Annotated in this window: 17 protein-coding genes, 2 tRNA genes and 1 rRNA gene (1 of these 20 only partly in view); 12 read left to right on the top strand and 8 right to left on the bottom strand. The window is 35.8% G+C overall.

Translation table 11 applies throughout. The features are described 5' to 3' along the window. Positions 1–34: 34 nt before the first annotated feature. The 3 genes from EXIGUO8A_RS03820 to EXIGUO8A_RS03810 form a co-directional block, all read right to left on the bottom strand. Positions 35–760 (bottom strand): SGNH/GDSL hydrolase family protein, encoded by a 726-nt coding sequence (locus tag EXIGUO8A_RS03820; RefSeq protein ID WP_159301985.1) that lies wholly within the window; start codon positions 758–760, stop codon positions 35–37. An 85-nt stretch (positions 761–845) separates the two neighbouring features. Further along, entirely contained in the window at positions 846–1,409 is a 564-nt protein-coding gene (locus EXIGUO8A_RS03815; RefSeq protein WP_159301984.1) for a TlpA family protein disulfide reductase, read from the bottom strand. A 104-nt stretch (positions 1,410–1,513) separates the two neighbouring features. Then, positions 1,514–2,566: a helix-turn-helix domain-containing protein gene (locus EXIGUO8A_RS03810; protein ID WP_159301983.1), complete on the bottom strand. Its 1,053-nt coding sequence runs from the start codon at positions 2,564–2,566 to the stop codon at positions 1,514–1,516. A 95-nt stretch (positions 2,567–2,661) separates the two neighbouring features. Here EXIGUO8A_RS03810 and EXIGUO8A_RS03805 point away from each other — a divergent pair, with 95 nt between their 5' ends. From EXIGUO8A_RS03805 to lipB, 3 genes are read left to right on the top strand one after another with little or no spacing between them, the layout of a single operon-like run. Next, a complete protein-coding gene (locus tag EXIGUO8A_RS03805) occupies positions 2,662–2,817 on the top strand; it encodes a YqaE/Pmp3 family membrane protein (RefSeq protein ID WP_074669928.1) in 156 nt (51 codons plus the stop codon). A gap of 11 nt (positions 2,818–2,828) precedes the next feature. After that, entirely contained in the window at positions 2,829–3,566 is a 738-nt protein-coding gene (locus tag EXIGUO8A_RS03800) for a hypothetical protein (RefSeq protein WP_201304103.1), read from the top strand. A gap of 26 nt (positions 3,567–3,592) precedes the next feature. Continuing rightward, complete coding sequence (gene lipB / locus EXIGUO8A_RS03795) at positions 3,593–4,306, top strand: lipoyl(octanoyl) transferase LipB (RefSeq protein ID WP_159301982.1); 714 nt, start codon at positions 3,593–3,595, stop codon at positions 4,304–4,306. Between the two features lie 29 nt (positions 4,307–4,335). Here the strand turns inward: lipB and EXIGUO8A_RS03790 are convergent, their stop codons facing one another. The 3 genes from EXIGUO8A_RS03790 to EXIGUO8A_RS03780 form a co-directional block, all read right to left on the bottom strand. Beyond that, on the bottom strand, positions 4,336–5,025 hold the full coding sequence (locus tag EXIGUO8A_RS03790) for a TapB family protein (protein WP_159301981.1): 690 nt from the start codon (positions 5,023–5,025) through the stop codon (positions 4,336–4,338). Between the two features lie 117 nt (positions 5,026–5,142). Continuing rightward, on the bottom strand, positions 5,143–7,596 hold the full coding sequence (locus EXIGUO8A_RS03785) for a ribonuclease HII (RefSeq protein ID WP_159301980.1): 2,454 nt from the start codon (positions 7,594–7,596) through the stop codon (positions 5,143–5,145). 43 nt (positions 7,597–7,639) lie between these two features. Next, positions 7,640–8,221, bottom strand: a complete 582-nt coding sequence (locus EXIGUO8A_RS03780) for a ribonuclease HII (RefSeq protein WP_159301979.1) — start codon at positions 8,219–8,221, stop codon at positions 7,640–7,642. A 207-nt stretch (positions 8,222–8,428) separates the two neighbouring features. Here EXIGUO8A_RS03780 and EXIGUO8A_RS03775 point away from each other — a divergent pair, with 207 nt between their 5' ends. The 5 genes from EXIGUO8A_RS03775 to EXIGUO8A_RS03755 all read left to right on the top strand — a co-directional run bounded on the left by EXIGUO8A_RS03775 (position 8,429) and on the right by EXIGUO8A_RS03755 (position 16,148). Then, on the top strand, positions 8,429–11,494 hold the full coding sequence (locus EXIGUO8A_RS03775; RefSeq protein WP_159301978.1) for a SusC/RagA family TonB-linked outer membrane protein: 3,066 nt from the start codon (positions 8,429–8,431) through the stop codon (positions 11,492–11,494). 20 nt (positions 11,495–11,514) lie between these two features. Continuing rightward, complete coding sequence (locus EXIGUO8A_RS03770; RefSeq protein WP_236564427.1) at positions 11,515–12,957, top strand: RagB/SusD family nutrient uptake outer membrane protein; 1,443 nt, start codon at positions 11,515–11,517, stop codon at positions 12,955–12,957. A gap of 13 nt (positions 12,958–12,970) precedes the next feature. After that, positions 12,971–13,771: a hypothetical protein gene (locus EXIGUO8A_RS03765; protein ID WP_159301977.1), complete on the top strand. Its 801-nt coding sequence runs from the start codon at positions 12,971–12,973 to the stop codon at positions 13,769–13,771. 174 nt (positions 13,772–13,945) lie between these two features. Further along, the gene (locus EXIGUO8A_RS03760; RefSeq protein ID WP_159301976.1) at positions 13,946–15,319 is read left to right on the top strand and encodes an aryl-sulfate sulfotransferase; all 1,374 of its coding nucleotides are present in this window, start codon (positions 13,946–13,948) and stop codon (positions 15,317–15,319) included. 127 nt (positions 15,320–15,446) lie between these two features. Then, a complete protein-coding gene (locus tag EXIGUO8A_RS03755; protein ID WP_159301975.1) occupies positions 15,447–16,148 on the top strand; it encodes a hypothetical protein in 702 nt (233 codons plus the stop codon). A 54-nt stretch (positions 16,149–16,202) separates the two neighbouring features. Here EXIGUO8A_RS03755 and EXIGUO8A_RS03750 read toward each other — a convergent pair whose 3' ends face one another. Together EXIGUO8A_RS03750 and EXIGUO8A_RS03745 are read right to left on the bottom strand one after the other, a co-directional pair. Further along, positions 16,203–16,928 carry a hypothetical protein gene (locus EXIGUO8A_RS03750; RefSeq protein WP_159301974.1) on the bottom strand — a complete coding sequence of 242 codons (726 nt, stop codon included), beginning with the start codon at positions 16,926–16,928 and terminating at the stop codon, positions 16,203–16,205. Beyond that, positions 16,925–21,196, bottom strand: a complete 4,272-nt coding sequence (locus EXIGUO8A_RS03745; RefSeq protein ID WP_236564426.1) for a thrombospondin type 3 repeat-containing protein — start codon at positions 21,194–21,196, stop codon at positions 16,925–16,927. The genes EXIGUO8A_RS03750 and EXIGUO8A_RS03745 overlap by 4 nt, the downstream gene beginning before the upstream one ends. 168 nt (positions 21,197–21,364) lie before the next feature. On the opposite strand from EXIGUO8A_RS03745, the gene EXIGUO8A_RS03740 reads away from it, so the two are divergent. The 4 genes from EXIGUO8A_RS03740 to EXIGUO8A_RS03725 form a co-directional block, all read left to right on the top strand. Beyond that, complete coding sequence (locus EXIGUO8A_RS03740; protein ID WP_159301972.1) at positions 21,365–23,356, top strand: putative porin; 1,992 nt, start codon at positions 21,365–21,367, stop codon at positions 23,354–23,356. Between the two features lie 706 nt (positions 23,357–24,062). Then, positions 24,063–25,589, top strand: a 16S ribosomal RNA gene (locus EXIGUO8A_RS03735). 185 nt (positions 25,590–25,774) lie between these two features. Continuing rightward, a tRNA-Ile gene (locus EXIGUO8A_RS03730) sits at positions 25,775–25,848 on the top strand. Positions 25,849–25,961: 113 nt separating this feature from the next. Then, positions 25,962–26,023, top strand: a tRNA-Ala gene (locus EXIGUO8A_RS03725) (it continues 15 nt past the right edge of the window).

Genomic DNA, 26,023 nt, shown 5'->3' with positions numbered 1-26,023 from the left:
CGTTTATTTAGCTGGCAAATATAATCGATATGTATTAATCTTTCAATCTTGTAGACACTAAAGGATAGAGTCTTTCAACAAATTTTTCATAAGCTAGGGCAGAAGGGTGCAAACCGTCGCTAGCAACCAGATCAGGTTCCTCTATTCCTTTTCTGGTGAGATCAGTAATATCTAGAAAAGTAATGCCTTTCTCTTTCGCCGTAGATTTGGCAAAATCATTATATCTATCAAGTTCAACAGAAATTCGTTCACTGCCATTGCTTTGCCCATAAGGTGTGTAGTAATAATCTGGTATTGATAGCACTACTACTTTGTTGGGGTCATTGCCAGCGAAGCTGATAGCTTTGTTTAAAAGTTCGGTAAATTCAGATTCATATTGTGAAAATGGTCTAGATTGAAATTGGTTGTTAACCCCTATGAGTAGCGTAACTAAATTATAATCGCCAGATTCACGACCACCAATTGATGACACTAGTTGATCGGTTCTCCATCCTGTTTGTGCAATCACCGTTGTATTGACTTTATAGTTTTTGTTTTCTTCAATTTTAGCACTTAGTTGAGCCGGAAAACTCCCGCCATTAGCAACACTTTCGCCAACGGTATAACTATCTCCAAGAGCTAAATAAGTTATCGTTTCCAGATTGATAGTGTCTTCTGCTATTTGTTCAGATCTAATTTCTTCGTTCTGGCTACAAGACGGTATTATGGTAAAAAGAAAAACTAGTAAGGGAATGATAAAAAACTTGTTGGAGTATGTCATATTTATCTAACGTAATAGAAATCTAAATGGTTTTATTAAACTATAAAATACTCAATTATCCTCAAGTTGTTTGTTATGGAGCTCCTTAATCAAAATGTAATGATGAGGCATAATTGGGAATGTATTCTTGTTCAGAAACAATTTTCAAGATATCATCCTCTAGGGTTCTAATGGGTGTTTCAATTATTCTATTTATTTCTCGTCCGTTTTTGTAAAATATAAAGGTGGGAACTCTTCGAATGTTCAATCCCCATTCTTCGCCCTGTGGGCTTTTCTTATAATTTTCTTTCCGTTTGTCAAGAGCAACTATTTTTAAATATTCTTTTGGGTAATCTACAGATTCTAGAATTTTAAGAAATCTGGGTACTTCACGTTTACTATCGCCACACCATGTTCCCATAAAAATTATAATTCTTAAATCGTTTATCTTGTTTTTAATGCTATTAACTTTCTCATCATCAGTTTTATAATCATTAAAATTAGGTTGAAACCATGTTTTATAGGTGTTAGATGAAAGTGCATCTACAGTAATTTCTCCAATTAAAAATGGTTGTTGATTATCGATTTTTACTTCTTGAATGGTTTTTTGAGCGCGGATGTTACTAGTGTAACTTAAAAATAAGGTAATAATTAGAAATGATAATTTCATGATTTTCGGTTTAAGATTAGACCGGAAAATTCTTGAAATTATTAACGAAAGTTTGTTATATGTGGGTGGAAATGGGTACTAGACCCCAGGTGGAACTTTAAAATTTATTGATAGCGCTGCTTTATTTCTTCTCTTGAAGTTACTTCTAATTTCTTGTAAATGTTGTTAATATGTGTTTTTACGGTACTAACACTTATGAACATAGCGGTAGCTACTTCTTTGTTGGTTTTGTTGTCTAGAATTTGTTTTACAATGTTGTTTTCTTGTTCTGTTAATTTAGAAAAAGAATCATTTTGTTCTTTTTTTGCATTGCTTCTATGTCTTATAATGTAATAAACATTTAAGCCTAGAGAAAGTGTCAATAATAAAGGAAGCAACCACTTCCATAAATTGAATTGAGCTGTGTTTTGTTGGGCAATTTGAAGGTCGATGTTTAGTTCGTTGATGTATAGTTCAGTAAATGGTGCATCTGCATATGTAGCAGATAACCGTTCTGCTAGGTCATTATAATAGTTTGAATTTAAAATATCTTTAAGGTAATAGGAATATGTTTCATTTCTCTTATCTGACAAAAAGCTGAAAATGTATAATTCTGCCAGCGGTTCGTTTGTTTTTTTGGAGTAATCCTGTAACGTGGAAAACCATTTTTTAGAATTTAATCTATTGTTGGCACTACTTCTAAATTCATTAAAGTCGAAAGCCATTTGCTCTTTTAATACATCTATATCTAAAAAGACAGAAGATGTAGTATTGGTAGATGTAATTTCGCAAAGTGCTTCGTTATCAAATGAAGTAGGGAAAGTAATGGTATCGGTATTTTTGGCAATAAATAAAATTCTTTTACTGAACTCGCAACTGCCAAAAAAATGAGCAGTATTAGCGTTAGACTCAGAGCAATCATCAATATGTATTCTATAGACTCTGTTTTGATCCAATAAGTTGTCTCCACTGAAATTAAAATAGCCCAATGAGTCCGTGGAGGTTTTTTTTAATATCTGCTCCATCGATATTTTATCAAACCTTCTGTAGTCTTCTATGATGGAAAGGTAAATGGTTTTGCCCGATTGTGGTTCTGCAATTTGACCTTTAAAATTGTATTGTGCTGTACCTATGGTTAAAGAAAATAGCAGACCAATAAATATTAAGTTTCTAGGCATTGGTTGAATAATGAATGTTTTAAGATCGATTTTTGTAACAAAGTAGTTATACTTGCGACGTATAAGGTACATCAATCAATCAAAATTATAATCAAATGAGTTTAATTCGCGTATTGCTCGCCATATTTTTTCCTCCTTTAGCGGTTTTAGGTAAAGGTTGTGGGTCATTTCTAATTGTTTTACTTTTAACTTTTTGTGGCTGGGTGCCGGGTGTAATAGCTGCACTGGTCATTTTAAACAATCCTAATTAGAAAAATCTTTCATGAAATTTTTAAAAATTTTCACAGCTGTTATAATAACGGTACTTTTTGTTGCCTGTAATTTTACAGAAGAAATTTACTTCAACGAGAACGGTTCAGGTAAAATGAGTATAGCTTTTGATGGCGGTGAAATGCTACAAATGTTGCCAGAAACCGACTCTACTAAATTAGAGGAGGTAATAGATTCTACGCTGGTATTTAAAGATTTATTGATAGAAAAGAAAGATAGTATAGCTAAATTGTCACCAGAACAACAAGCAAAATTAAAAAGGTTAGAGCCTTTTAAGCTGCATATGAAAGTTGATGCGGAAAACGGAATTATGAACTTTGATATGTATACCGATTTTAAGAACGTAACGGAAGTCAACGATGCTTTTAATTCTTTTCAAAGTGCAAGTGCTATTGGTCCTATTTCCGGAGGTAAATCTATGCCTGGTGGAGCTACCGAAGAAGCAACACAAGTGAAATATAGTTTTAAGAGAAATAAATTTAAGCGAGAGACTATAATTTTAGATCAAACTTTGTTTGCTAATAGTATAGATAGTTTAGCGGGAGCAGAAATGTTCTTGTCAGGTTCGACTTATACCTTTAAATATCATTTTCCAAAGCGTGTAAAATCTACCAATATAGAAGAAGCTACATTTTCTATGGATGGTAAAACTATGATACATGAGGTAAATTTCTTGGAAATGATGAAGGATCCAGAATCTATGGTCATTGAGGTAGAGTTAGAAAAATAGCCTATTGCTTTTCGTATCTTTGCAAGATGAACAAGAAGGTGCAAGTACAAGATTTAGGTCTTAAAGATTATAAGGCAACTTGGGACTATCAAGAACAATTGTTTCAAGAGACGCTAGACCTTAAAATACGGAATAGGAGAGAGGAGTTGAATTTAGATACTCCCAATCATTTTCTTTTTGTAGAACATCCACATGTGTATACTCTAGGTAAAAGCGGAGATATTTCCAATCTTTTGGTAGATGAAAAAGTTTTGGCAGATAAAGGAGCCACTTTTTATAAGATAAATAGAGGAGGGGATATTACGTATCATGGTCCCGGACAAATAGTGGGTTATCCTATTCTTGATTTGGATAATTTCTTTACCGATATTCATAGGTACCTTCGATTTCTGGAGGAAATGGTCATTTTAACTTTAGCAGAGTACGGCATAAAATCTGAACGTTCACCAGGTGAAACAGGAGTGTGGTTAGATGTTGGCACTCCGTTTGCACGTAAAATATGTGCTATGGGCGTGAGAGCGTCACGCTGGGTGACAATGCATGGTTTTGCATTGAATGTAAATGCCGATTTAGGTTATTTTGATATGATGATTCCTTGTGGTATTAAAGGTAAAGCGGTCACTTCATTAAATGTAGAATTAGGTAAGAAAGAAGTTAATTTGGAAGAGGTTAAAGAGAAACTGTTAAAGCATTTTGAAATACTGTTTGAAGCTGAAATGAATGAAAAAACCGAGGTTTAAGCCTCGGTTTTTTATGTTTTGACATTAATCTATTTGCTGTGTGCGGTAAGCATGGTACTGCTCATTAGGTCGCCGTTCTTCTTATATGTTTCTTGTTTTACCATGCCTATACCTTCGGCAAGCCATACTCTAGATGGGTACACTTGGTTTGCCATCATCATTTTAGATCGGTTTTCACTAAAGAGTACAAAGCAATCGTATGTACCGGCAGGGGTAGTAACACTTTCTTTTTTTTCTACATTTCTGTTGGTCATATCTACGGTCATATTCATATTAATGCCACTCATACTAATTTTCATTGCAACATTGGCGTCATTAAGTTGTTGGCCAACGCTAAGCTCATTGGGTATTTCAATATCATTGCCCGATATTTCAATATCCATATCACCGTATTGCTGCATCATTTCAGACGGTAGTAGAGATTCGTAATCCAAGGTTACCATATTTCCAGAACATGATAAATTATAAGTAGTGCTATAAACGTCTTTTCCTTTCTGGTCTTTCATGTCTATAGCCATTGTTGCATTAGTTGTTCCGGCAGAATTAGTTGCCTCTACCACTTTGTACGTGCTTATGCCTTGAACCTTTCCTTTTTTGTTATAATTAGTGTATTCCATTGAAACACCTTCGTTCATAGGGTAGAAAGTGCTACAATTGTCTTGGGCTATAATAGCGATAGAACAGATTAAAAAAGCAAATACAAATAATTTAGTTTTCATTTTATTATAGTTAAGGTTCTGATTAATAACTATTTGAAAATATGAAAATCTATTGATCTATTTGAATCAAATGTATAATCGGTCAGTATTCACTTGCGGAGATATCATTTGTATGTACTATCGTATTTTGTATACATTAATACTGTTCTCTTGGTCTTTAAAAACAAATTCGGGCTTTTTGTTTCTGTTCATATCTGCCATGTCAATAACTGAACTTCCAAAAACAGGAAAATTAGGAATGGGTTCTGCCTGACTATCATACACATATATTTTCTGATTCTGAATGTCGGTGACAGCTACGTATATTTTATCATTGAGATAGAAAATAGTGGGTTTTGAGTATACACCTAACTCTAGTTCGATTTTTTTATCGCGTATTTGTAGGATATTATCGTTCATTATCGCTAAAGTTCTAGATGTAGCATCCATTCCATGTTCTTTAGCCAAGTTTAAATTGCTTGATGAGATTTTACCTTGCGAATCTATTTGGTATAAAATTCCATCAATAGTAGTAAACGAAAACTTGTTTTGATAAAGTCTTATGGCATTGTCCGAGAATGAAAATGTGTCTTTTACATTTATTCTTGTTTTGCCTATCCTGTTTAAAATTTTAAGTTTCCCGTTTTCCAGCTTAAAAACAAGGTAGTCTTTTCTTCCAATTCTAAAGTGCTGAGGAGAATCTATAATGTTAGCTTCTGCTGTATCATAAGTAAACCCTTTTACAATATCGCCTTTACTGTTATACATGTCAACTTTTTTACCTTGAGTTACAACAAATCGATAGTTTTTATTGCCTTCGTAGTCAAATACAGATAGCGGGTTAAGGTTGCCGCCTGTGTAATTATAGGTAAATGGTTTGACCTCTTTTCCGTTTCTGTCTAAAATTATGAATTCGTTGTTTGTGGTAAATGCCAACTGTAACTTGCCATTTTTAAAAAGATCAACTTGGTGTATTTTGCCTTGTATGGTTCCGTTCAATTGCTTTTTCCAAAGTATTTTGCCTGTGTTGGAGATTAGATATAGTGTATTTTCTTGGTCTTGTACCACTATTTCTTTTCTACCGTTGTTGTGGTTGGTTATAAATTGGGGCAAAGTTGTAAGATCGGTGTTGAATTGGGTTTCAAAAGCTTGCGAAACCGTATTTTGAACCTCTTCTTCTGTAACTTTTTTAATTAAATAATTAGTGTGGTAAAATCCGTCATCGGCAATAATTTGCGAAGCGAAAACATAATCTTTTAAATTACTTTTACTCACCGAATTTGCTAGGGTATTGGATACCGATTCATTTAAAAGAGATGAAACACCATTAAAGTTTGACACGGATAGTACACTAGATGTTTGAGTGAGATTGGTTTCGATGGTTTTAAACAAGGAGGTTTTGTCAAAGGTGTCACCATTTTTAATTTTAGAAATAACCGTAGTCAAACTATTTTTAGATGTTGAGAAAATAAAGGTGTTTTCAGTTATGGTAGCATAAGGGAATTCAGTCTCCCCTACTAATGGTTGAAGAGGTTCTAATATAGTATTATCTGCCTTTAATTGCCATATGTCGTTACCGTTAAACTCTTCCGAATCTACTTTTTCATTGTTAAGGAAATCTAGTAATGTAGCAGTACCGTAAGTTCTTAAAAAGAGAACTTTTTCATTTTCAATTTCGGTAAAACCTATTTCTACAACCGTGTTTAAGAGGGAGTCTATTGTTTGGGAGGGAGTGTTGTTTAAATCCTTGTTATGAATGTATTTTTTAAATTCATCAAACCCAAAAGAAGTTATATGGTTGCTGTTACTAGGAGCCAGCCTCCAAATTTTGTTCTCTATGGGTTTTGTGTTTTCAAACAATGATAAATACTGTTGATTTTTTGTATTCGCCTGTGCTATGCCGCTTAATATAAGCTCAGTGCCATGTAAAGTGGCATCGAGCGTTATCCAACTTGCAAAATCGGAAATCTTATGGTCTTTGTCTAGAAGGTGGTTAAGTAACGAATTGCCCTTGTCGATATCTAACCATATGTTTATCATTTTCTCATTATTCGCTACATCATAAAACTGTTTAAAAGAACTGTTTTTATTGGGTGTATCTATTGAGCTAATATTTTCTTGAAGTAATTGTTGAGAAGAACAGAGTACCCAATATTCTTTAAGGTGCGTGGTGTAAAAAGTACTTTCGTCAATGGTATATGCTGTAATCGTATAATTATTGTAGGTAAGATTCTCTTTGCTTTTGTTAGGTAATTGGTTCCATTTATCAATGGAAAGACTATCGTTGGTAATAAATGTATAGTCTAGGTTTACGCTATCTACAGTTAGTGCAAGTAGCCCTTGTTTTATATTAGAAAATTGATTTAAACTTTTGAGAGAGGCCTTTATTTCGGAGAAAGGTTTTTCTGAAGCTAGGTTGTTCAGAATTTCATGGGTAGAAAGCTCGTTTTTGACCGATTCAAAATCATTTATCTGTAGAATTAAACTGGCGTTTTTGGGTATCACTTCTAGCGGTGAGTTTTCGTTCTTTTTTTTAGATGTACAGCTAAAACATAGCAGAGCAATAACTACATAAACAAGTAATGGCCTCATGAAAATTAAATTTCTGTAAAGTTATACTATTTGAAAAATTATTTCACTTGTCTGGTAATAGTTTAAAAGATGTTCTGTGGTACTTTGTAATGCCGTATTTTTTAATTGCTGCTCTATGCTCTTTAGTAGGGTAGCCCTTGTTCTTTTTCCAATTGTACATGGGGTATTCATCATGTAGTTTAAGCATATAGGCGTCTCGTGCGGTTTTAGCTAAAACGGAAGCAGCGGCAATACTCATGTACTTAGAATCACCTTTGATTATGCACGTATGTGGTATTTTTTGATAAGGTTTAAATCTGTTGCCATCTACAATGATATGACTAGGCAATTGTGATAAAGATTTAATGGCAGTTTGCATAGCTAAGATAGAGGCGTTTAAGATATTGATATCATCAATAGTTTTTGGTTGAATATGAGCTATGCCATAGCATATGCAATCATTTTTCAATAATGGCTCAAGTAGCTCCCTTTTGCTTTCGGTTAAGAGTTTCGAATCTGTTAAAATTGAATTCTCAAAAGATTCTGGCAGAATTATTGCTGCGGCGGTCACAGGTCCCGCCAAACAACCTCTTCCGGCTTCATCTGTACCCGTTTCGTTAATATTTTTATAAAATTTAAGAAGCATTATGTTTTTTTTAACTTAAAATTTTGAATTTTAAATATTGATTTATTGTTAAATAATTGTTTTATTTTCAACAAATTCTTCGATTTACAGAAGAAAAAATAATAATAAGTGTTTTTTTAACATATAAGTTTTTTGGGTTAAGATAGCTTTTGGAATACTAAGCAAATTTTTGGACTTTTGGCGCAAGCTAATTCAAAAACAAATTTTATGAAACAGAAGTTGACGTGGATGTTGACACCTTTATTGGTGTTCTTCATGACATTTTCCTTTGCACAGGAAAAAACAGTGACCGGTGTTGTAACCGATCAAAGCGGTTTGCCTTTACCGGGAGTGTCTGTTGTAGTTGTAGGTACAACGAACGGATCTCAAACAGATTTTGATGGTAACTACGCCATTAATGTAAATCAAGGTGACAAACTAAGATTTTCTTATTTAGGTCAAAAAACAGTGACAATGAATGTTGGTGCATCCAACACCATTAATGTACAATTGGAAGAAGATGCTGAGGCATTGGAAGAAGTTGTTGTTGTAGGTTATGGTTCTAGGTCAAAAGAACTTTCTACATCTGCAATATCTACCGTATCTACCGAAAAGATAGAGGCATTTGTTCCTTCTACCAGTATTGATAACATTTTGCAGGGTCAAGCAGCCGGTGTACAAGTTACGGCAGCGAACGGTAGACCTGGTAACACTGCATTTGTTCAAATTAGAGGTGTAGGGTCGATCAACGCACAAACTACTCCATTATATGTAATTGATGGTGTTCCAATTCCTATCGATACGGAAAGAGATTTTAATCCTATTAGTAACTTGAACCCGAGCGATATTGAAACTTTCTCAATTTTGAAAGATGCGGCTACCGTTTCTAAGTATGGTTCTCGTGGTGCGAATGGAGTTGTATTGATTACCACTAAAAAGGGTAAAGCGGGTGATGCAAGAGTTAAATTCTCTTCTTCTTATGGTTTCGGTGAAATGATTCCTAATAATTTTGATTTGATGAATGCGTCTCAAAAACTAGAGTTGGAGCGTCAATATGCTGCTTTAGGGGTTGGTGCTGCTACTAGCATGCCTGGAGCTACTGCAACTCCTGAGGAGTTAGCTAGATTGACAGCGTTGGATACTGATTGGCAAGAAGCTTTACTTAAGAATTCTATCATTCAATCGAACAATCTATCTGTTTCTGGTGGAGATGAAAAGTTAACCTATTATATGTCATTAGGTTATGATAAGAATACAGGTATCATTGAGAATATCGATGGTTTTGAAAGAGTTTCAGCTCGATTAAATACAAATTACCAAGCTAAAGATTGGTTGAATATTGGAGCAAATGTTTCAGTATCACGTAGTACTACAGATTTGCCAAGGGATAGAAACAATGTTCAAAACCCGTTTAGAGCAATGTATGATTATAATCCTTATGATCCATTATTCTTAACGAATGATGATGGTTCAATTGTAACGGATGCTCAAGGTGATAATGTTTACAACCCTACAAGATCAGGTTTTCCAATTGCATTGGCATTGCAGACAGAGCCTGAAGATACAAGAAACTTATTGTTGATTGGTAATCTAAGCGCGGGTATGACGTTCGGAGAGAAATTTTCTAACAATTTCAGTGTTGGTTTAATTAGCAATAGATATAATAGAACGTCCCGTTCCATAGCTGGTGGTGTTTTACAAGGGTTTGTTGGGGATGCTAACTTTCCGGGTACTCAAACAGATAATTTAAATATTGATTTTGAATATAATGTAAATAACGTATTTACGTATTCAGATACCTTTAATGGGCTTCATAATCTTTCTGCTAGTTTCTTATTGGAATACAATGAAAATATAGCTACTGATATGTTTGCTTCAGGTAGAGGTTTCCCTTCTCCAAGTATTCCTTATTTAGATGTTGCTGCAGAAGCAACTTCTGTAGGGTCTACTGAATCTAGAAGAATTTTATTCTCGCAAGGTCTATTCGTTGATTATGACTACGATGGAAGATATATTGTTTCTGGTTCTGTAAGACGTGACGGTTCTTCTAGATTTGGTCCAGATAATAAGTACGGTTATTTCTATAGTGGTAGTGCCGCTTGGAACATTGCTAATGAGAGCTTCATGGAGAATTCTATTTTCAACACGTTGAAATTAAGAGCATCTTACGGTACTTCGGGTAACCAAAACATTGGTGATTTCCAATATTTAAACTTGTTAGACTTTGCAAATACGTATAATGGTCAAACAACTGCTTTGCCTGTTGGTGTGGGTAACCCTCAAATTCAATGGGAGTCTCAGGCTATTTTTGATATAGGTGTTGAATTTGGTTTATTCAACAACAGATTAAATGGTGTTGTAGATTACTTTAAGAAAAACTCTCAAGATTTATTGTTAGATCGCCCAATTTCTTATACTGTTGGTGATGAAAACAACTCTATTTTCTCAAATATTGGTGAGCTAGAGAATTCAGGTATTGAAGTTTCTTTAAGCGGAGATGTTATTAGAACTCAGAATTTTAAATGGACTCTAGGTGGTAACATTACATTTATAGATAACGAAGTTGTTGAATTGGTAGATGGTGAAGATATCATAACAGGTACATTTGGAGATAACATTTTACGTGTTGGTGAAGAGATTAATTCTTACTACGCAGTAGAATATGCAGGTGTAAACCCAGCTAATGGTGAACCTTTGTATTATGACCTAGATGGGAATGTAACTAATGAATTTAGTGATGGTTTCCAACAAATACAAGAAGGTAAGTCTCCAATAGCCGATTTTGAAGGTGGTTTCTACACTGCGTTCTCTTATAAAGGATTTGGTCTAAGAGGTGATTTCGTTTACAAGGGTGGTAATTATATCTATAACTTCCAACGTTCAGAAGGTATTGCAATAGGGAATATTGATGCTAACCAAAGAGTTGAAGCTTTTAACTATTGGAAACAGCCAGGTGATACAGATGTACTACCTAACCCAATATACCAAAGTACAGCAGATCAAACTTCAACAAGATTCTTGGAAAAAGGAGATTATTTAAGATTGCGTACAATGACTTTAGATTATAACATGCCAAGAGATATGATTGATGGTATAGGTCTAAATTCTTTAAGATTCTTTGTAGCTGGTCAAAACTTATTTACAATTACTGATTTCAACGGTGATCCAGAAGTTGGTTTAGGTTCTGCGGAGTCAGGTGAGCCTGGAGATACTGGTTTCGTGCCAGGATCATTTAACCTATTTAGCTATCCAAACACAAGGTCTTATACTTTTGGTGTTGAAGTAGGATTTTAAAAACAAAAAAAAAGTTAGAAATGAAAAATAATATAAAAATATTAGTTCTTTTATTTTCGTTCGGATTCTTTATGTCCTGCGATGATGAGTTGAATGATTTACAGCCTTTCGTTGAAGGGAATCCTGAAACATTTTTTAACAGTGTTTCGGCTTTTCAAAATGGAGTAGATGGTGCTTATAGACAATTGTGGAATTACTATTCAAGTACTGGTTCTGGTTTACAAGGTATACCAGACATCCTTTCAGATAACGTAATTATAGCGCAAACAGGTAGGCGTTCTAATCAAGATTATTACAATTATAGATATGTTCCAAGTACCGGTGGTGCAATAGATTTATATTGGAGTGAAGCTTATGAGGCTGTAAATGTTGCCAATTTGGTGATAGCACAGATTGATAATTTAGGTGATGGTCCTGATAAGGATAATATATTAGGACAAGCTTTGGCAATTAGAGCTTGGGCTCATTTTGACTTGGTTAGGGTTTACGGTAAAATTCCAACACAGTCTGCAGATGCCAACGCTTCTTTAGGTGTTGTTTATCTTAAAGTTGAAGATGGAGATACAGAAGATCCTTTTGCTGAGCCTGCAAGAGAAACTGTTGCAAGTAACTATGCTGAGATTATTGGCGACTTAGAAAGAGCTAGTCAATTAATAGGTGAAGATAATGGTCAAGGTAAATTGAATACTGATGGTGTTTATGCATTATTATCACGAGTTTATCTTTACAACGGTGAATATCAAAAAGTAATTGATGCTGCAAATGAAGTAAGTGTGCCGCTTGCTACTGCTGAAGAGTTAGAGGGTCTTTATACTGATGCTAACGAAGCCGGTATCGTAGTTAAGTTAGCTATTAATACTTCATCTGAAAGTGGTGGTAACAATGTTGGTGTACTTTATAGCCAATCAAATGCTACTTCTACGATTTCTGAGTATGTTTTCGATTTTGATTTTTTCAACAGTATTGATGAAGATGATCAAAGAAAAGATGTGATTTCTTTTGTAGGATTAAATGCTGATAACCAATATAACGCAATATCAAAATTCTTAGGTGAAACCGGTCAAGTAAATGGTCGTGTAGATGTTAAGGTAATTAGAGCGGCAGAAGTTTTATTGAATAAAGCCGAAGCTCAGTATGAGTTAGGTCAAGATGCTTTAACTACGTTAGATGAGCTTAGAGATTTAAGATATGTATCTTATGATGGTGGCGAATCAGGTCAAGATTTGGAAGATGCTATTCAATTTGAAAGAAGAGTTGAGCTATCTTTTGAAGGGCATAGATTCTTTGATTTAAAGCGTCGTGGCGAACCTGTACAGCGTTCAACTATGGGAGATATTATCGATGGTTCAGGAACACCTCCAGATTTCCCAACTTTAGCGGCAGACAATTTCAGATTCCAATTGCCGATCCCTATAGCGGAAATCAATGCTAATCAAAACATGGTTCAGAATCCTGGATATTAAAAACAATATAATTATGAAAAAATATATATTAATAATTGCGGTACTATTTGCTTTTGTTTCATGTGAAGAAGAGAATGTAGTATACGACAGTGAAAATGGTCAAACACTTGCCAATTTTTCGGTAAGTTCTGTTTTGTTGCCAACTCCTACCGAAGGGGCATCTACAACAGTGGATGTTTTTGTTTCTACAAAAACCGATAGTGAAAGAACTGTTACTGTAGAGGTTGATCCATCATCAACTGCAACATCAGATCAATATACTATCAGTGGTTTAACGATTCCTGCGGGAGCTTTTGGAACTACACTTACCATAAGTAGTAATTTCGATGCCTTGCCTGAAGAAGGTAGAGCAAATCTTGTTCTTAATTTGGTAGATGTTTCTGGATCTAATGATCTTGTAATTAAAGATTCACCATTACAATTGGAATTTTACAGAGAATGTCCTATAACAGCTGGTGATTGGGTCATTAATATGACTGATTCTTATGGCGATGGTTGGCAGACTGATTCAGCTACTGGTGGTTCTGGTTTAACTATTACCTTGGGTGACGGTACTGTATTTGAAGTAGGACTTTGTTCTCCATATGGTAGTGCAGCCGGTACTTTTTTAGGAGATGGCGAATGTACACCTAATAATGGATCAGAAGGAACCGCAACGATTACGATACCTGAGGGTACTGAGTCTGCGGAGTGGTTCTTTCCTGGAGACCAGTATGGTGAAATAGGATTTGAAATAATATCTCCTAATGGCAATGTAGCTGGAGGTTATGAAAGTGGAGATGCAGGTACACTTACAATTGATTATTGTAAGTAAAATTTAAACATTTCTGTGTAACAATAGAATTTTGTTTAAATTTTTAATGATGTAAAAACATCGTTTGAATATATCTAAAATCAGGCTGAAGTAATTTAGCCTGATTTTTTTTATTTAAATTATAAAGTTTTACAGCGATAATACGACAGAAACTATAACCAATTATAACTAGTTATGAAACATAAATTATTTTTGAAGGTCTTAAGTTGCTTTTTGTTAAGTTTTGTTTTTGCTTGTTCGTCTGATGATGATACAACAATGATCCAAGAGGAGTTGGAAGAAGAAGTTGTTGAAGAGGAAGAGGTTGAACCAGAAATCCCTACCGAAATAGTGTATCCTATCACTGGTGAAACAGGTGATATATTACGTTATGATAGTTCTTTATCAAAAGAAGGGTATGTTCTGTTTAATGAAGCTACAGAGGATCGGGTATATTTAATGGTAAAAGATTCTGCTCAAATTGTACATGAATGGCAATTGGAATTTGGATTGGGTAATGATGTGGAATTATTGTCAGACGGTAGATTGTTAGCTTCATTGGGTGTTGAAAGTCCAGATTTTAGCTTTGGAGGTTTTGGGGGCATTATTCAGCTAATAAATCCTGATAGTTCAATTGATTGGGAGTATGTTTTGGCAAATGAAGAGCATATTATTCATCATGATGTGGAAATGTTGCCTAATGGAAATGTATTGGCCTTAGTGTGGGATTTAAGACTTCCCGATGAACTTGACGCCATAGGTTACCTTGGTGAAGAGGAAAAAGTGTATACGGAATCCATAATAGAAATAAACCCAGCTACAAATGAAGTTGTTTGGAAGTGGGATTCTTGGAATCATATCATTCAGGATACAGATAATTCTAAACCGTATTTTGGTATTGTAGCAAATAACCCTGAAAAAATCAATATCAATTTTATAGATGTTTTAAGAGAAGAAACAGGACCAGATGGAGATATAATGCATGCTAACGGATTAAGTTATGATAGTAATAAAGATTTAATTTATTTAAGTGTAAACTATTTTAGTGAGGTTTGGGTTATTGATCATAGCACAACAGCAGAGGAAGCCATAGTTGATACTGGTGGTAATTATGGTAAGGGAGGCGATTTGGTTTATCGTTTTGGAAATCCTAGTGCTTATAATAATGAGAGTGGTGAACGTTTGTTTTACAATAATCATTTTCCCAATATTTTAAAAGATGGTTTACCGGGTGCTGGTAATATTTTAGTATATGCTAATGGAAATGGGGACACTAAACAATCTGTAGTTTATGAATTTAGCTTACCTGCGGAATTGAATTTAATTCCAAATGAAAACAATGAACCGGAAACGGTATGGCAATACACTAGAGATAATCTATATTCAGCTAGAGTTTCAGGAGCCATTCGTTTAGATAATGGCAATACATTGATAACTTCTGGTTCTATGGGTGTTATTGAAGTAACTAATGAAAAAGAGGTTGTTTGGGAGTTTGAAGGTACTGGTTTCTATTGGAGATCATATCATTATGACCTGGATAGTGATGCTCTTTCTTTCTTAAACAATTAAATGGCATAATTGAATAAAGCAAATAAGAGGAGTGTTATATTTCTTCGGTTTTTAAGTTTTTAATAACAGTTTTTAAACACTCCAATTCATAATAAACAATTAAATTGATCTAAAATCAATGAATCAAATGAATAAATATTTAATGGTAATTTTCGTTGCCAATTTTGCAATTAGTAATATAAATGGACAAAATGCGTATTCGCCTGTTCCAGAAGAAGGAATAGTTAATTTCGTAACTAGTAGTACTGAAATAGAACCGAGTAAGGCAAAAGGAAGTCCCTACTTGAATGAGGAATTTGTTCATGGTGAAGTAATCGTAAACGAAAAAGTTGAAGAGGTGGGTAAAATGAGATATAATGCCTATCGCAATGAAGTTGAAATTTTGGATAATCTTTCAAAGGATTCTTATTATTCGCTTTTAAAACGGGCTTATATTAAGGTAGAAATAGAAGGCAAGTTGTATCGTATTTACACATATGTTGACAATGATAAATCTATCAAAACTAGTTATTTTACAGACTTGAATGAAGGAGGTTTAAAATTGTTGTTTAAGCCAGAAGCCTTGCTTAAGCAGGCACGTAGTCCTAGTACTTCATATGAAAAGTATTCTCCTCCAACATATGTTTGGAACAGTTCTTATTATATTTTAGACAATAGAAATAAGGATAAAGAAAATCATGCAGTTAAAATACGATTAACTAAAAATAATATTTTAGATTTTACAGGTTCCAGAAAAAATGAAATGAAATTATATATAAAGGAAAATAAGTTGAATCTTAGAAAAGAGCAAGACGTTATTACTTTCCTTAATTATTATAATTCTTTATAAACTTAGTAAATGGTAAAAAAAAGCCATAGACATGTACATGTCTATGGCTTTTTTTTACTCTACCCTAAACTCGAACAATTCGGAACTGGAGGTGTTACCAAAAGAATCTGTTGTAATTACTTTCCAGTAATAAGTATTACCCGTCATAATTGTAGCTTCGATATTTGGTTCTATGGTTGTACCTAAAGATGTTGTTGGGGCATCAATATTGTCAAATAAAACTTCATAAGATACTATGTCATCATCTACATCTGAGGTAGACCATTCTAAAGTTACTGTTGTATTCGTGTTTGAAATTGTTGCTCCTCTTTGCGGATTAATTGCTACCGCGGGAAATGGAGCGTAATTTTCAATTCCTGGTCCTTGATTATAAAATGTCCAGGTATCACTTGTTGCGGTAGACGAAGCTCCGTTGGCAAGTGAAATTACATACCATTCATATGGAGTTCCTCTATTTATTAAAACATCTGTTTGATTAGTTGATGAAATGGCCGTTGTAACACTTCCAGTATCCAGGTTTTTAATTTTTATTTCGTAAGAGTCTGTATTTTCAGAGGTAGACCATTGAAAATTTACGGTGCTTTTAGACTCGTCATTTGCATTTATTATACCTTCATTGCATTCCGTGTTGTCATCAGGGAATATAAGGGTAGCAGCACTAGGGTCTAGTACAACTGGCACAACAGGATCAATAGGGGGTTCGCTGTCGGAGCCGCCCCCACAAGAAATTAAAAGTATACTTGTTAAAAGTGTACAGCTTATGTATTTTGATATTCTCATTTTCTTATTATTTTGTAATTAGATAGCGTATTGCCAGATGATATATTTAAGATATAGACACCTGTTGCTAAATTATTTACACTTAATTTAATTTCATTGTTATTAGGTATCATGGTTTTAGAAAATACGCTAATCCCATTAAGTTTATATAGGGAAATAGTAGCTTCTTGTTCTGAGTTTGAACCCAGTTGTATAGTTAAATCTCCCTCTTCGATTGGGTTGGGGTAGATATATAATTTGTCACTTAATACAATCTCTTCAGAGTAAACACCTTGGCATTCTAAATTCGTTTTAACCGAGATTAATGTTCTAACGCTATCCAATGGTAAGGTTATCTCTTTTGCTGTAGTGGAATACATTTTTTCATTTAAAAATATGGTGTACAATTCTCCACCTTCTAAACTAAGTGTAACCTCGTTGTTCAATGAATTTATTTTAGCGGATACTAATAATGAACTGGGTTCAGAAATAATTAAATTATAACACACTTCATAATCTGCTTGATCTTCTACAGTTATACATAATTGATAATTACCGGCAGATAAATTGCCAAATGTACTTTCATCTGTAAAACTATTGGTAACAGAAGTCGCTGTACTAGTTAATACCGCGTTGTATGTAAATGATGTATTTGCGGTCGTAATTATTATACTTCCATTATTACTGGCATTGCATGATCCACCTATAGTTTGAATTTGAAAGTTAGTATTAGGTAATGAAAAAACTTCGCACCCAGTTGTGTTGACTATAGTTCCATTTGGTGTGTCATTACATTGGTCAATATCATTTGGTACTCCGTCGTTATCACTATCGTTGTCGCAGAGATTTCCAATTCCATCTAGGTCATCATCTTCTTGATCTGCGTTTGCAATTAGAGGGCAGTTGTCATCGGCGTCTAAAATTCCATCGTTATCATCATCTGTATCACAAACATCACCAATTCCGTCATTATCGGTGTCCAACTGGTCAGCATTTGCAATTAATGGGCAGTTGTCGTCAATATCCAAAATTCCGTCGTCATCATCGTCTTCATCATCGGGTAAGCCATCAACAACTAAGTCATCAATTATTACCCCTTCTTGAGTAACTGAAGGGTCAGACTGAAAAACTATTCTAAATACAACATTACTTTCACCTGTTAGGTTGCGCTCACCATTGGCTGCGTTAAGATTAAAGTCATAAGCATATTCGGTCATTTCGGTATACTCCCCGGTCCATTGTGCGCCCGGACAATTTTGACAATCATCGTCTTCTTCAGATAAGGCATTGGTTCTATTGCTATTATACCAGTTGGGTTTACTTTCTATATTGCCTAAAATATCCCATTCCAAACCACCGTCAATAGAATATTCTACATAGACGATATCAAAATTAAGTTCTAGGTCATAAGCCATGTTGAATTTAAGAACGGGGGCAATTATTGTTGTCATGTCATAGCAGTTGCTGAGTAAAATAGCCTTTGTGCTATTAGGGTGTTCGCCACTTAAATTTGTTCCATATACGTTTGTACCAGAAGTGGTAGTGTTAAGTTTTGTTCCCGTGGGGGTTCCTCTTTGCCAAACAATTTCAGAACTACCGTCATTATAGTTAATTAATGATTGTTCTTCTGTCTCAAACGTATTGATTTCGCCACCAGAACCTGGTGTATTTATAAAAAATCTATTTTCAAGAGTATTGTTATCGTCATAACTGTCATTCGCAATAGTAGCTGATATTGATATATTCGAAGTGCCAAAAGGAATTGAGTTTTCAATTGGTAATTCAATTGTCTCTGTTTCATTACTCAGTAGATTACCTGTCCATGTGTAAGTTTTAGAGTTGTCGTTAATAATGTAAGTGATGTCAATTTGTGTTATTGGGTTCAAACCTTGATTTTCAACTGTTGCAGTAGGTGCAAATGCCTCGCACAGAACTTCGTTTGAATTCGGGGTTATAGAAACGAGTCTAACTTCATTATCTGGTATTTGTATAGGTATGGAAGATTCCCAAACACCCCTTCCATAAGTAGAAGCGATTATTTTTTCTCCATCTAAATTAATTTCAAGATCACTAATTGCAACATTTGGTAAATTGGCATAATATTCTTCCCATTCTGTAATGGTGTCGTCTAGTCTATAAACACCTAAACTGGTACCAACATATATTGGGTTTTCGGTGTGTCTGCCTTGGTGAGCTATTGAGAAAAATGCTTGATCGGTTGGAATATCGAAGGTGATGTTTTCTGAAATTGTTTCTGATTCACCAATAGTAACCTTAAAAACTCCTCTTTCTGAAGGTTGTTCATTCTGTGCAATGCCCACTCTGTCAGATGTGGTAAGATAAATAATATTACTATCATTTGAGTTAATAGCCATATCTGAAATTTCAGAATCCATTACCTTAATAAGGCTAAAGGTGGCACCACCATTTCTACTTCTGTAAAGTATATTACTTTCAGCCGCAAATATAGTTTCAGGATTATTGGGGTCAACTTCAAGGTCGTCAATATTTCCTGTTCCAATTGAAGAGGAAATTTTATTCCATTGGTTATTTTCTAATTTGTACAAAGCATCAAAGCCGGCATAAACAGAACCGTCTGAGCTTATGGCTAGAGGGGTAATCCAATTTCCTTGTATGGTGTTGCCATTGGCATCTGATGGTGCTGCAACAACTCCAACAGATTGTCCGGAATCTGAAGAGATAAATAAACTTCCTCCAAACTGAACAAATCCATAGACTAAACTACTATTGTTAGGGTCAATTTCATAATCCATACCATCTCCGCCGGTAAAAACATGCCATTGTTCTTGGTTTCTAATAAATCCGGCGTTGTCCTGTAGTCCACCTGTTATTTTACCAGCATCGTTCTTTGCAACGGAAATTCTGTAGAATTGGCTTATACTAATACCTGCCGTGTAATCGGTAAAAGAACTACCTCCATTTTCAGACATATAAATTCCACCATCACTACCAACATAAAGTTTATTGTTGAATATTTTAATGGTATGTATATCGGCATGGGTATATCCTTGGTCTGTAACGTTCCACCTATTAATTCGAATAAAAGTATCTCCGCCGTTGGTGCTTTTCCAAACATTTAGGCATCCTGTGTAAACCTCGTTAAAGTTTGTGGGAGAAACTTCTATGGCAAGATCAAACCAAGCTTGGTTCGATTCGAAAATATCTTGCTCGCTAGCCGTTCTAGTAAAAGACTCTCCACTGTCCAGTGATTTGTACAATCCACCAAAAGCAAAGCTATTACCTCCTGTTAGTGCTCGTAAAACATATACTCCAGATGGGTTTGCTTCACTAACCCCTATAGTAAGTCTACCTGAACTTGAAGGAATACCATTTGTTATTTCAACAAAATTTTCTCCGCCATCTGTAGATTTGAAAAAAGTATTTGAAGATACTGCATATATAGTGTTGGGGTCATTGGGTTTTAATTTGAAATCTTGAATATTACCACCTCTTTTAACTGTCCAAGTAGCTCCTGCATCTGTAGATTTTTGAAGACCAGCACTGGTGCTTACCCAAATGATATTCGAGTTGGTTGGATCTATGGTAATTTCGCTCATTAATAAGTTAACGTTGGAGTTGCTTGGGTTTAACCCAGTTTCATTCCAGCTATTTCCTCCATCAGTAGATTTAAAAACACCAACACTATATGAATCTGCTGCATCATCATCACCGGTTGCTATATAAACAATTTGTGAATTGTTTGGATCTACTGCTATACCTGAAACTCCTATCTGTGGAAAATCATCAAATAAATTTACCCAAGAAGAACCACTATCTGTTGATTTCCATATACCACCTGCAGGTGCACCCACATACCATATGTTTTCATTGTTTGGGTCTACGGTAATAGCATTAACCCTACCTTGCCCATTTAATGCTCCTGAATAAGTGTCGTGGGTAAAGGGACCTATTGAGTTCCAGTTGGCGATAGGGTTCGTTGCCTTACCTGTGCTTTCGTGTTTACGTTGCCAAGATTCCCATAATTGACTTGAAGTGGGGAGGTTACCATTCTTGTCGATATAATGCTTCCAATAGTTCTCCCATCTTTTGTAAGGTTTAAATCCACTGCCTTTTTTAGAATAATCCTTATCGCTCCAATACTCGTTAAATGCTTTGGAGATTTCATATAAAGAATTAGTAGAGGTAACGGTTTTGGATGTTTGTTGATTTGATTTTAATTCTTTCATCCACGGCGCATTTTCATTGAATTGCGCACTAACAGTTATAACTGCAAAAAGAGCAGCTATATTCAGAAATACTATTTTCATTAACATTTTTTTATAAAAATCAGAAAAATATTTCTTTTAATTATAGACAACGTAGTTAAATTTTGATATTAAATTGTTCGTCGATTATAGATAGGCTTATAAACTCCCTTAAACTTTCACATTTACTTAGCAACAAAAAAATTAACTTTGCAAGGGTAATTATACTTCATGAAATATATAATTCTAGTTTTATTGTTTTTGACTACTTCAATTGTTTTTGGGCAAGATCCTATCAAAAGGCCAGAAAAAAAGAATGATTCACTTTCTCTTGATAAAAAAACAAAGCCGTTAAGCCCAAAGGATAAAGTAGAAGTGGATTCTATAACCTTATCTATTGAAGATTATAAAATTATCTCATTTGAAAGGGATACTACATATTTAGATACCACCTTAACAATTCAGAAAGAATACAAGTATAATTATCTGCGTGAAGATGATTTTGAGCTAATGCCATTTGGTAATATTGGTCAAGCGTACAATGAATTGGGTGTGGATTTTGAAAGGGTGGCGAGTTATCCAAGCTTAGGTGCAAAGGCAAAAGATCGAAAGTATTTAGAGAAAGAACAGATCAAATATTATAATGTTGCCACACCAATGACAGAGTTGTTTTTTAAGACAACATTGGAAGAAGGGCAATTGTTAGATGCGAATTTAGCGTTTAACACATCAAGAAGGTTGAATTTTTCAATTGGGTATATTGGGTTTCGATCTCTAGGCAAATATAATGATATACAAATAGAGTCTGGTAACTTTACTACAACAACAAATTATATATCAAGGAACGGGAGATATACATTAAGGGCTCATATAGCTGCCCAAAATATCGAGTCGGAAGAAAATGGTGGTCTGTCAGATAGAGAAGAGCAGTTTGAGTCTGGTGACGAAGATTTTATCAATAGACCAAGAGTCGATGTATTGTTGGATGATGCCAACAATAAAATTTTAGGTAAAAGATATTACTTAGATCATCAATATAAATTGGTAAGAACACAACTCGATTCTACACGATTTGAAAAAACCGCTCTTTCCATAGGGCATAGTTTTGAATATGAGACCAAGTATTATCAATTTTTAGAAACCAGTAATGATACTTTGTTTGGTGACGCCATATTGAGCGAAATAGATGATAAGGCTATTTTAAAAACATTTTACAACGAGGCAACTATTCAATTTTATAATAAAACCTTGGGTAAGTTGGTTGGCGGTGTTAATATGTATAATTACGACTATTACTTTAATAGTGTATTTATTGAAGAGGATGGTACAGTTATTCCTAATAGGCTTAATGGAACTGAGATTGGTTTAGTAGGTGATTATGAAAAACGAATAGGTGGTTTTGATTTCAAAGCAGATCTACGGTATAATCTATCAGGTGAATTGGCTGGCAATGTATTCAACGCATCTGCTTCATATAGCTTGAATAAGAACAACAAAATAAAGTTCTCGCTGCATACATCAACAAGGTTGCCAAATTTTAATTACTTGTTATATCAAAGCGAATATTTAAACTATAACTGGAATAATAGTGAAGTTTTTGAAAAGGAGAGGGCAAGTAGCTTAAAAGGAGAGCTGTTTTCTAAAACATGGGGTAACTTAATGGTCAAATACAGTAATTTGGATAACTACACATATTTTGCTCCGGTCTCAGATGAAGAAATTGCTGATGGTATGGATAATGCTTTTATAAAACCATTGCAAGAAGGTAATACGGTATCTCATTTAAAAGTGAAATATCAAAAGGAATTTAAAGTCGGTATGTTTGCTTTGAACAATACGGTAATGTATCAAAACGTCACTCAAGATTCTCAAGTGCTTAATGTACCTCAATTGGTGACTAGAAATACATTGTATTTTTCTTCTGATGTTTTTAAAAAAGCAATGTATTTGCAAACAGGAGTCACTTTTAAATATTTCACTGCGTATAATATGAATGGTTATAATCCTGTTCTAGGTGAATTTTATGTGCAGAACAAAGAAGAGTTGGGTGGCTATCCTTTGTTAGACTTCTTTATTAATGCAAGAATTCAGCAAACCAGAATTTATTTAAAGGCAGAACATTTCAATTCCTCTTTTTCTGGATATGACTACTATGCCGCGCCTAATTATCCTTATCGTGACTTTGTTATACGTTTTGGGTTAGTGTGGAATTTCTTTTCTTAAAAGTCAGATATTTCCATTCAAAATTATAGGTAGTAAGAGAGGCTTTAGTCTAGTTATTGTATCCCCATCAATAATCTTATTATTTTCTTAGGCTGTAAACAACGTTGAATCAGTACGGTAGGTATCGGTTTGAAATTCCTTTCGATTTTTTATGTAAAAAGTCTTGTGTAATGGAAAATAGGTTGTAGATTTGCACCCCGCAAACGAGGAAGATAATTTGGAATCGGGCGTTGGAAATAGGTTCATATATATGTTGTTTTGGTTTGGCGAAAAAAAGAAAGATATTTTTTTCGATAAAAGTTGCCAGGTTAAAAAACAGTTGTATATTTGCAGCCGCTTAGGGAAACACCTAAGGGAAACGAAGCGAAAATGTCGTAAGATCTTTGGAGCGGAGTGGATAGAAGTTCATTGAAATATTGTGGAGATTTAAGAATCGAGTTCAGGTGAGGACCTGGACGAGAGGAACACGAATTAAGAAACATACGAATATAGTATACCGCGAGGTATATATAAGGAATGAGTGGATAGAAGTTCATTGAAATATTGTGGAGATTTAAGAATCGAGTTCAGGTGAGGACCTGGACGAGAGGAACACGAATTAAGAAACATACGAATATAGTATACCGCGAGGTATATATAAGGAATTGAATCGAGAGTCGGGGCCGGGAAAGATTTTGTTTTCGTTGGGACGAATATTTACAAAACAACGATGAAGAGTTTGATCCTGGCTCAGGATGAACGCTAGCGGCAGGCCTAACACATGCAAGTCGAGGGGTAACATTTGTGCTTGCACAAGATGACGACCGGCGCACGGGTGCGCACCGCGTATGGAACCTGCCTTGTACAGGGGAATAGCCCAGGGAAACTTGGATTAATGCCCCGTAGTACCGTGACCCGGCATCGGGATACGGTTAAAGCCTTCGGGCGGTACAAGATGGCCATGCGTCCCATTAGCTAGTTGGTAAGGTAACGGCTTACCAAGGCTACGATGGGTAGGGGCCCTGAGAGGGGGATCCCCCACACTGGTACTGAGACACGGACCAGACTCCTACGGGAGGCAGCAGTGAGGAATATTGGACAATGGAGGAGACTCTGATCCAGCCATGCCGCGTGCAGGAAGAATGCCCTATGGGTAGTAAACTGCTTTTATACGGGAAGAAAAAGAGCTACGTGTAGCTTACTGACGGTACCGTAAGAATAAGGACCGGCTAACTCCGTGCCAGCAGCCGCGGTAATACGGAGGGTCCGAGCGTTATCCGGAATTATTGGGTTTAAAGGGTCCGTAGGCGGGCCGATAAGTCAGGGGTGAAAGTCTGCCGCTCAACGGTAGAACTGCCTTTGATACTGTCGGTCTTGAGTTATAGTGAAGTTGCCGGAATATGTAGTGTAGCGGTGAAATGCATAGATATTACATAGAACACCGATTGCGAAGGCAGGTGACTAACTATATACTGACGCTGATGGACGAAAGCGTGGGGAGCGAACAGGATTAGATACCCTGGTAGTCCACGCCGTAAACGATGGATACTAGCTGTCCGGAGCCTTGAGTTCTGGGCGGCCAAGCGAAAGTGATAAGTATCCCACCTGGGGAGTACGTTCGCAAGAATGAAACTCAAAGGAATTGACGGGGGCCCGCACAAGCGGTGGAGCATGTGGTTTAATTCGATGATACGCGAGGAACCTTACCAGGGCTTAAATGCATATTGACAGGTCTAGAGATAGATTTTCCTTCGGGCAATTTGCAAGGTGCTGCATGGTTGTCGTCAGCTCGTGCCGTGAGGTGTCAGGTTAAGTCCTATAACGAGCGCAACCCCTACCGTTAGTTGCCAGCATGTCATGATGGGGACTCTAACGGGACTGCCGGTGCAAACCGTGAGGAAGGTGGGGATGACGTCAAATCATCACGGCCCTTACGTCCTGGGCCACACACGTGCTACAATGGCAGGTACAGAGAGCAGCCACGTCGCAAGGCGGAGCGAATCTATAAAACCTGTCACAGTTCGGATCGGGGTCTGCAACTCGACCCCGTGAAGCTGGAATCGCTAGTAATCGGATATCAGCCATGATCCGGTGAATACGTTCCCGGGCCTTGTACACACCGCCCGTCAAGCCATGGAAGCCGGGAGTGCCTGAAGTCCGTCACCGTAAGGAGCGGCCTAGGGCAAGATCGGTAACTAGGGCTAAGTCGTAACAAGGTAGCCGTACCGGAAGGTGCGGCTGGAACACCTCCTTTCTAGAGATTGTCCTTTTAAGGACGGTCCCTGGCGAAACGAAGAATTGGAACCACGGTCCCGGTCTTTTGATTTAATAACAAGTTTCTTTTAAATAGTGTTTCAAAAAAAATGATCTCCATAATCATGATATACAAGTAATTGCTTTTTCGATAAGGTATTTATACTGGAAGGAAGGAGTAGGGACAGTCCCATAGCTCAGCTGGTTAGAGCGCTACACTGATAATGTAGAGGTCGGCAGTTCGAGTCTGCCTGGGACTACAAAAGGAAAGGGTGCCCGTTGGGCATTACGTTCATATATTGAAATATTGAAGGAAATTTTAGAAGTTGTGCTACCTGTCAACTGTAAACTGGCAACTGCCGACTTATGGAATGGGGGATTAGCTCAGCTGGCTAGAGCGCCTGCCTTGCACGCAGGAGGTCATCGGTTCGACTC

The organism is Maribacter litoralis, assembly GCF_902506355.1.
GTDB lineage: Bacteria > Bacteroidota > Bacteroidia > Flavobacteriales > Flavobacteriaceae > Maribacter > Maribacter litoralis.
This window is presented reverse-complemented; position numbering and strand designations above follow the sequence as displayed.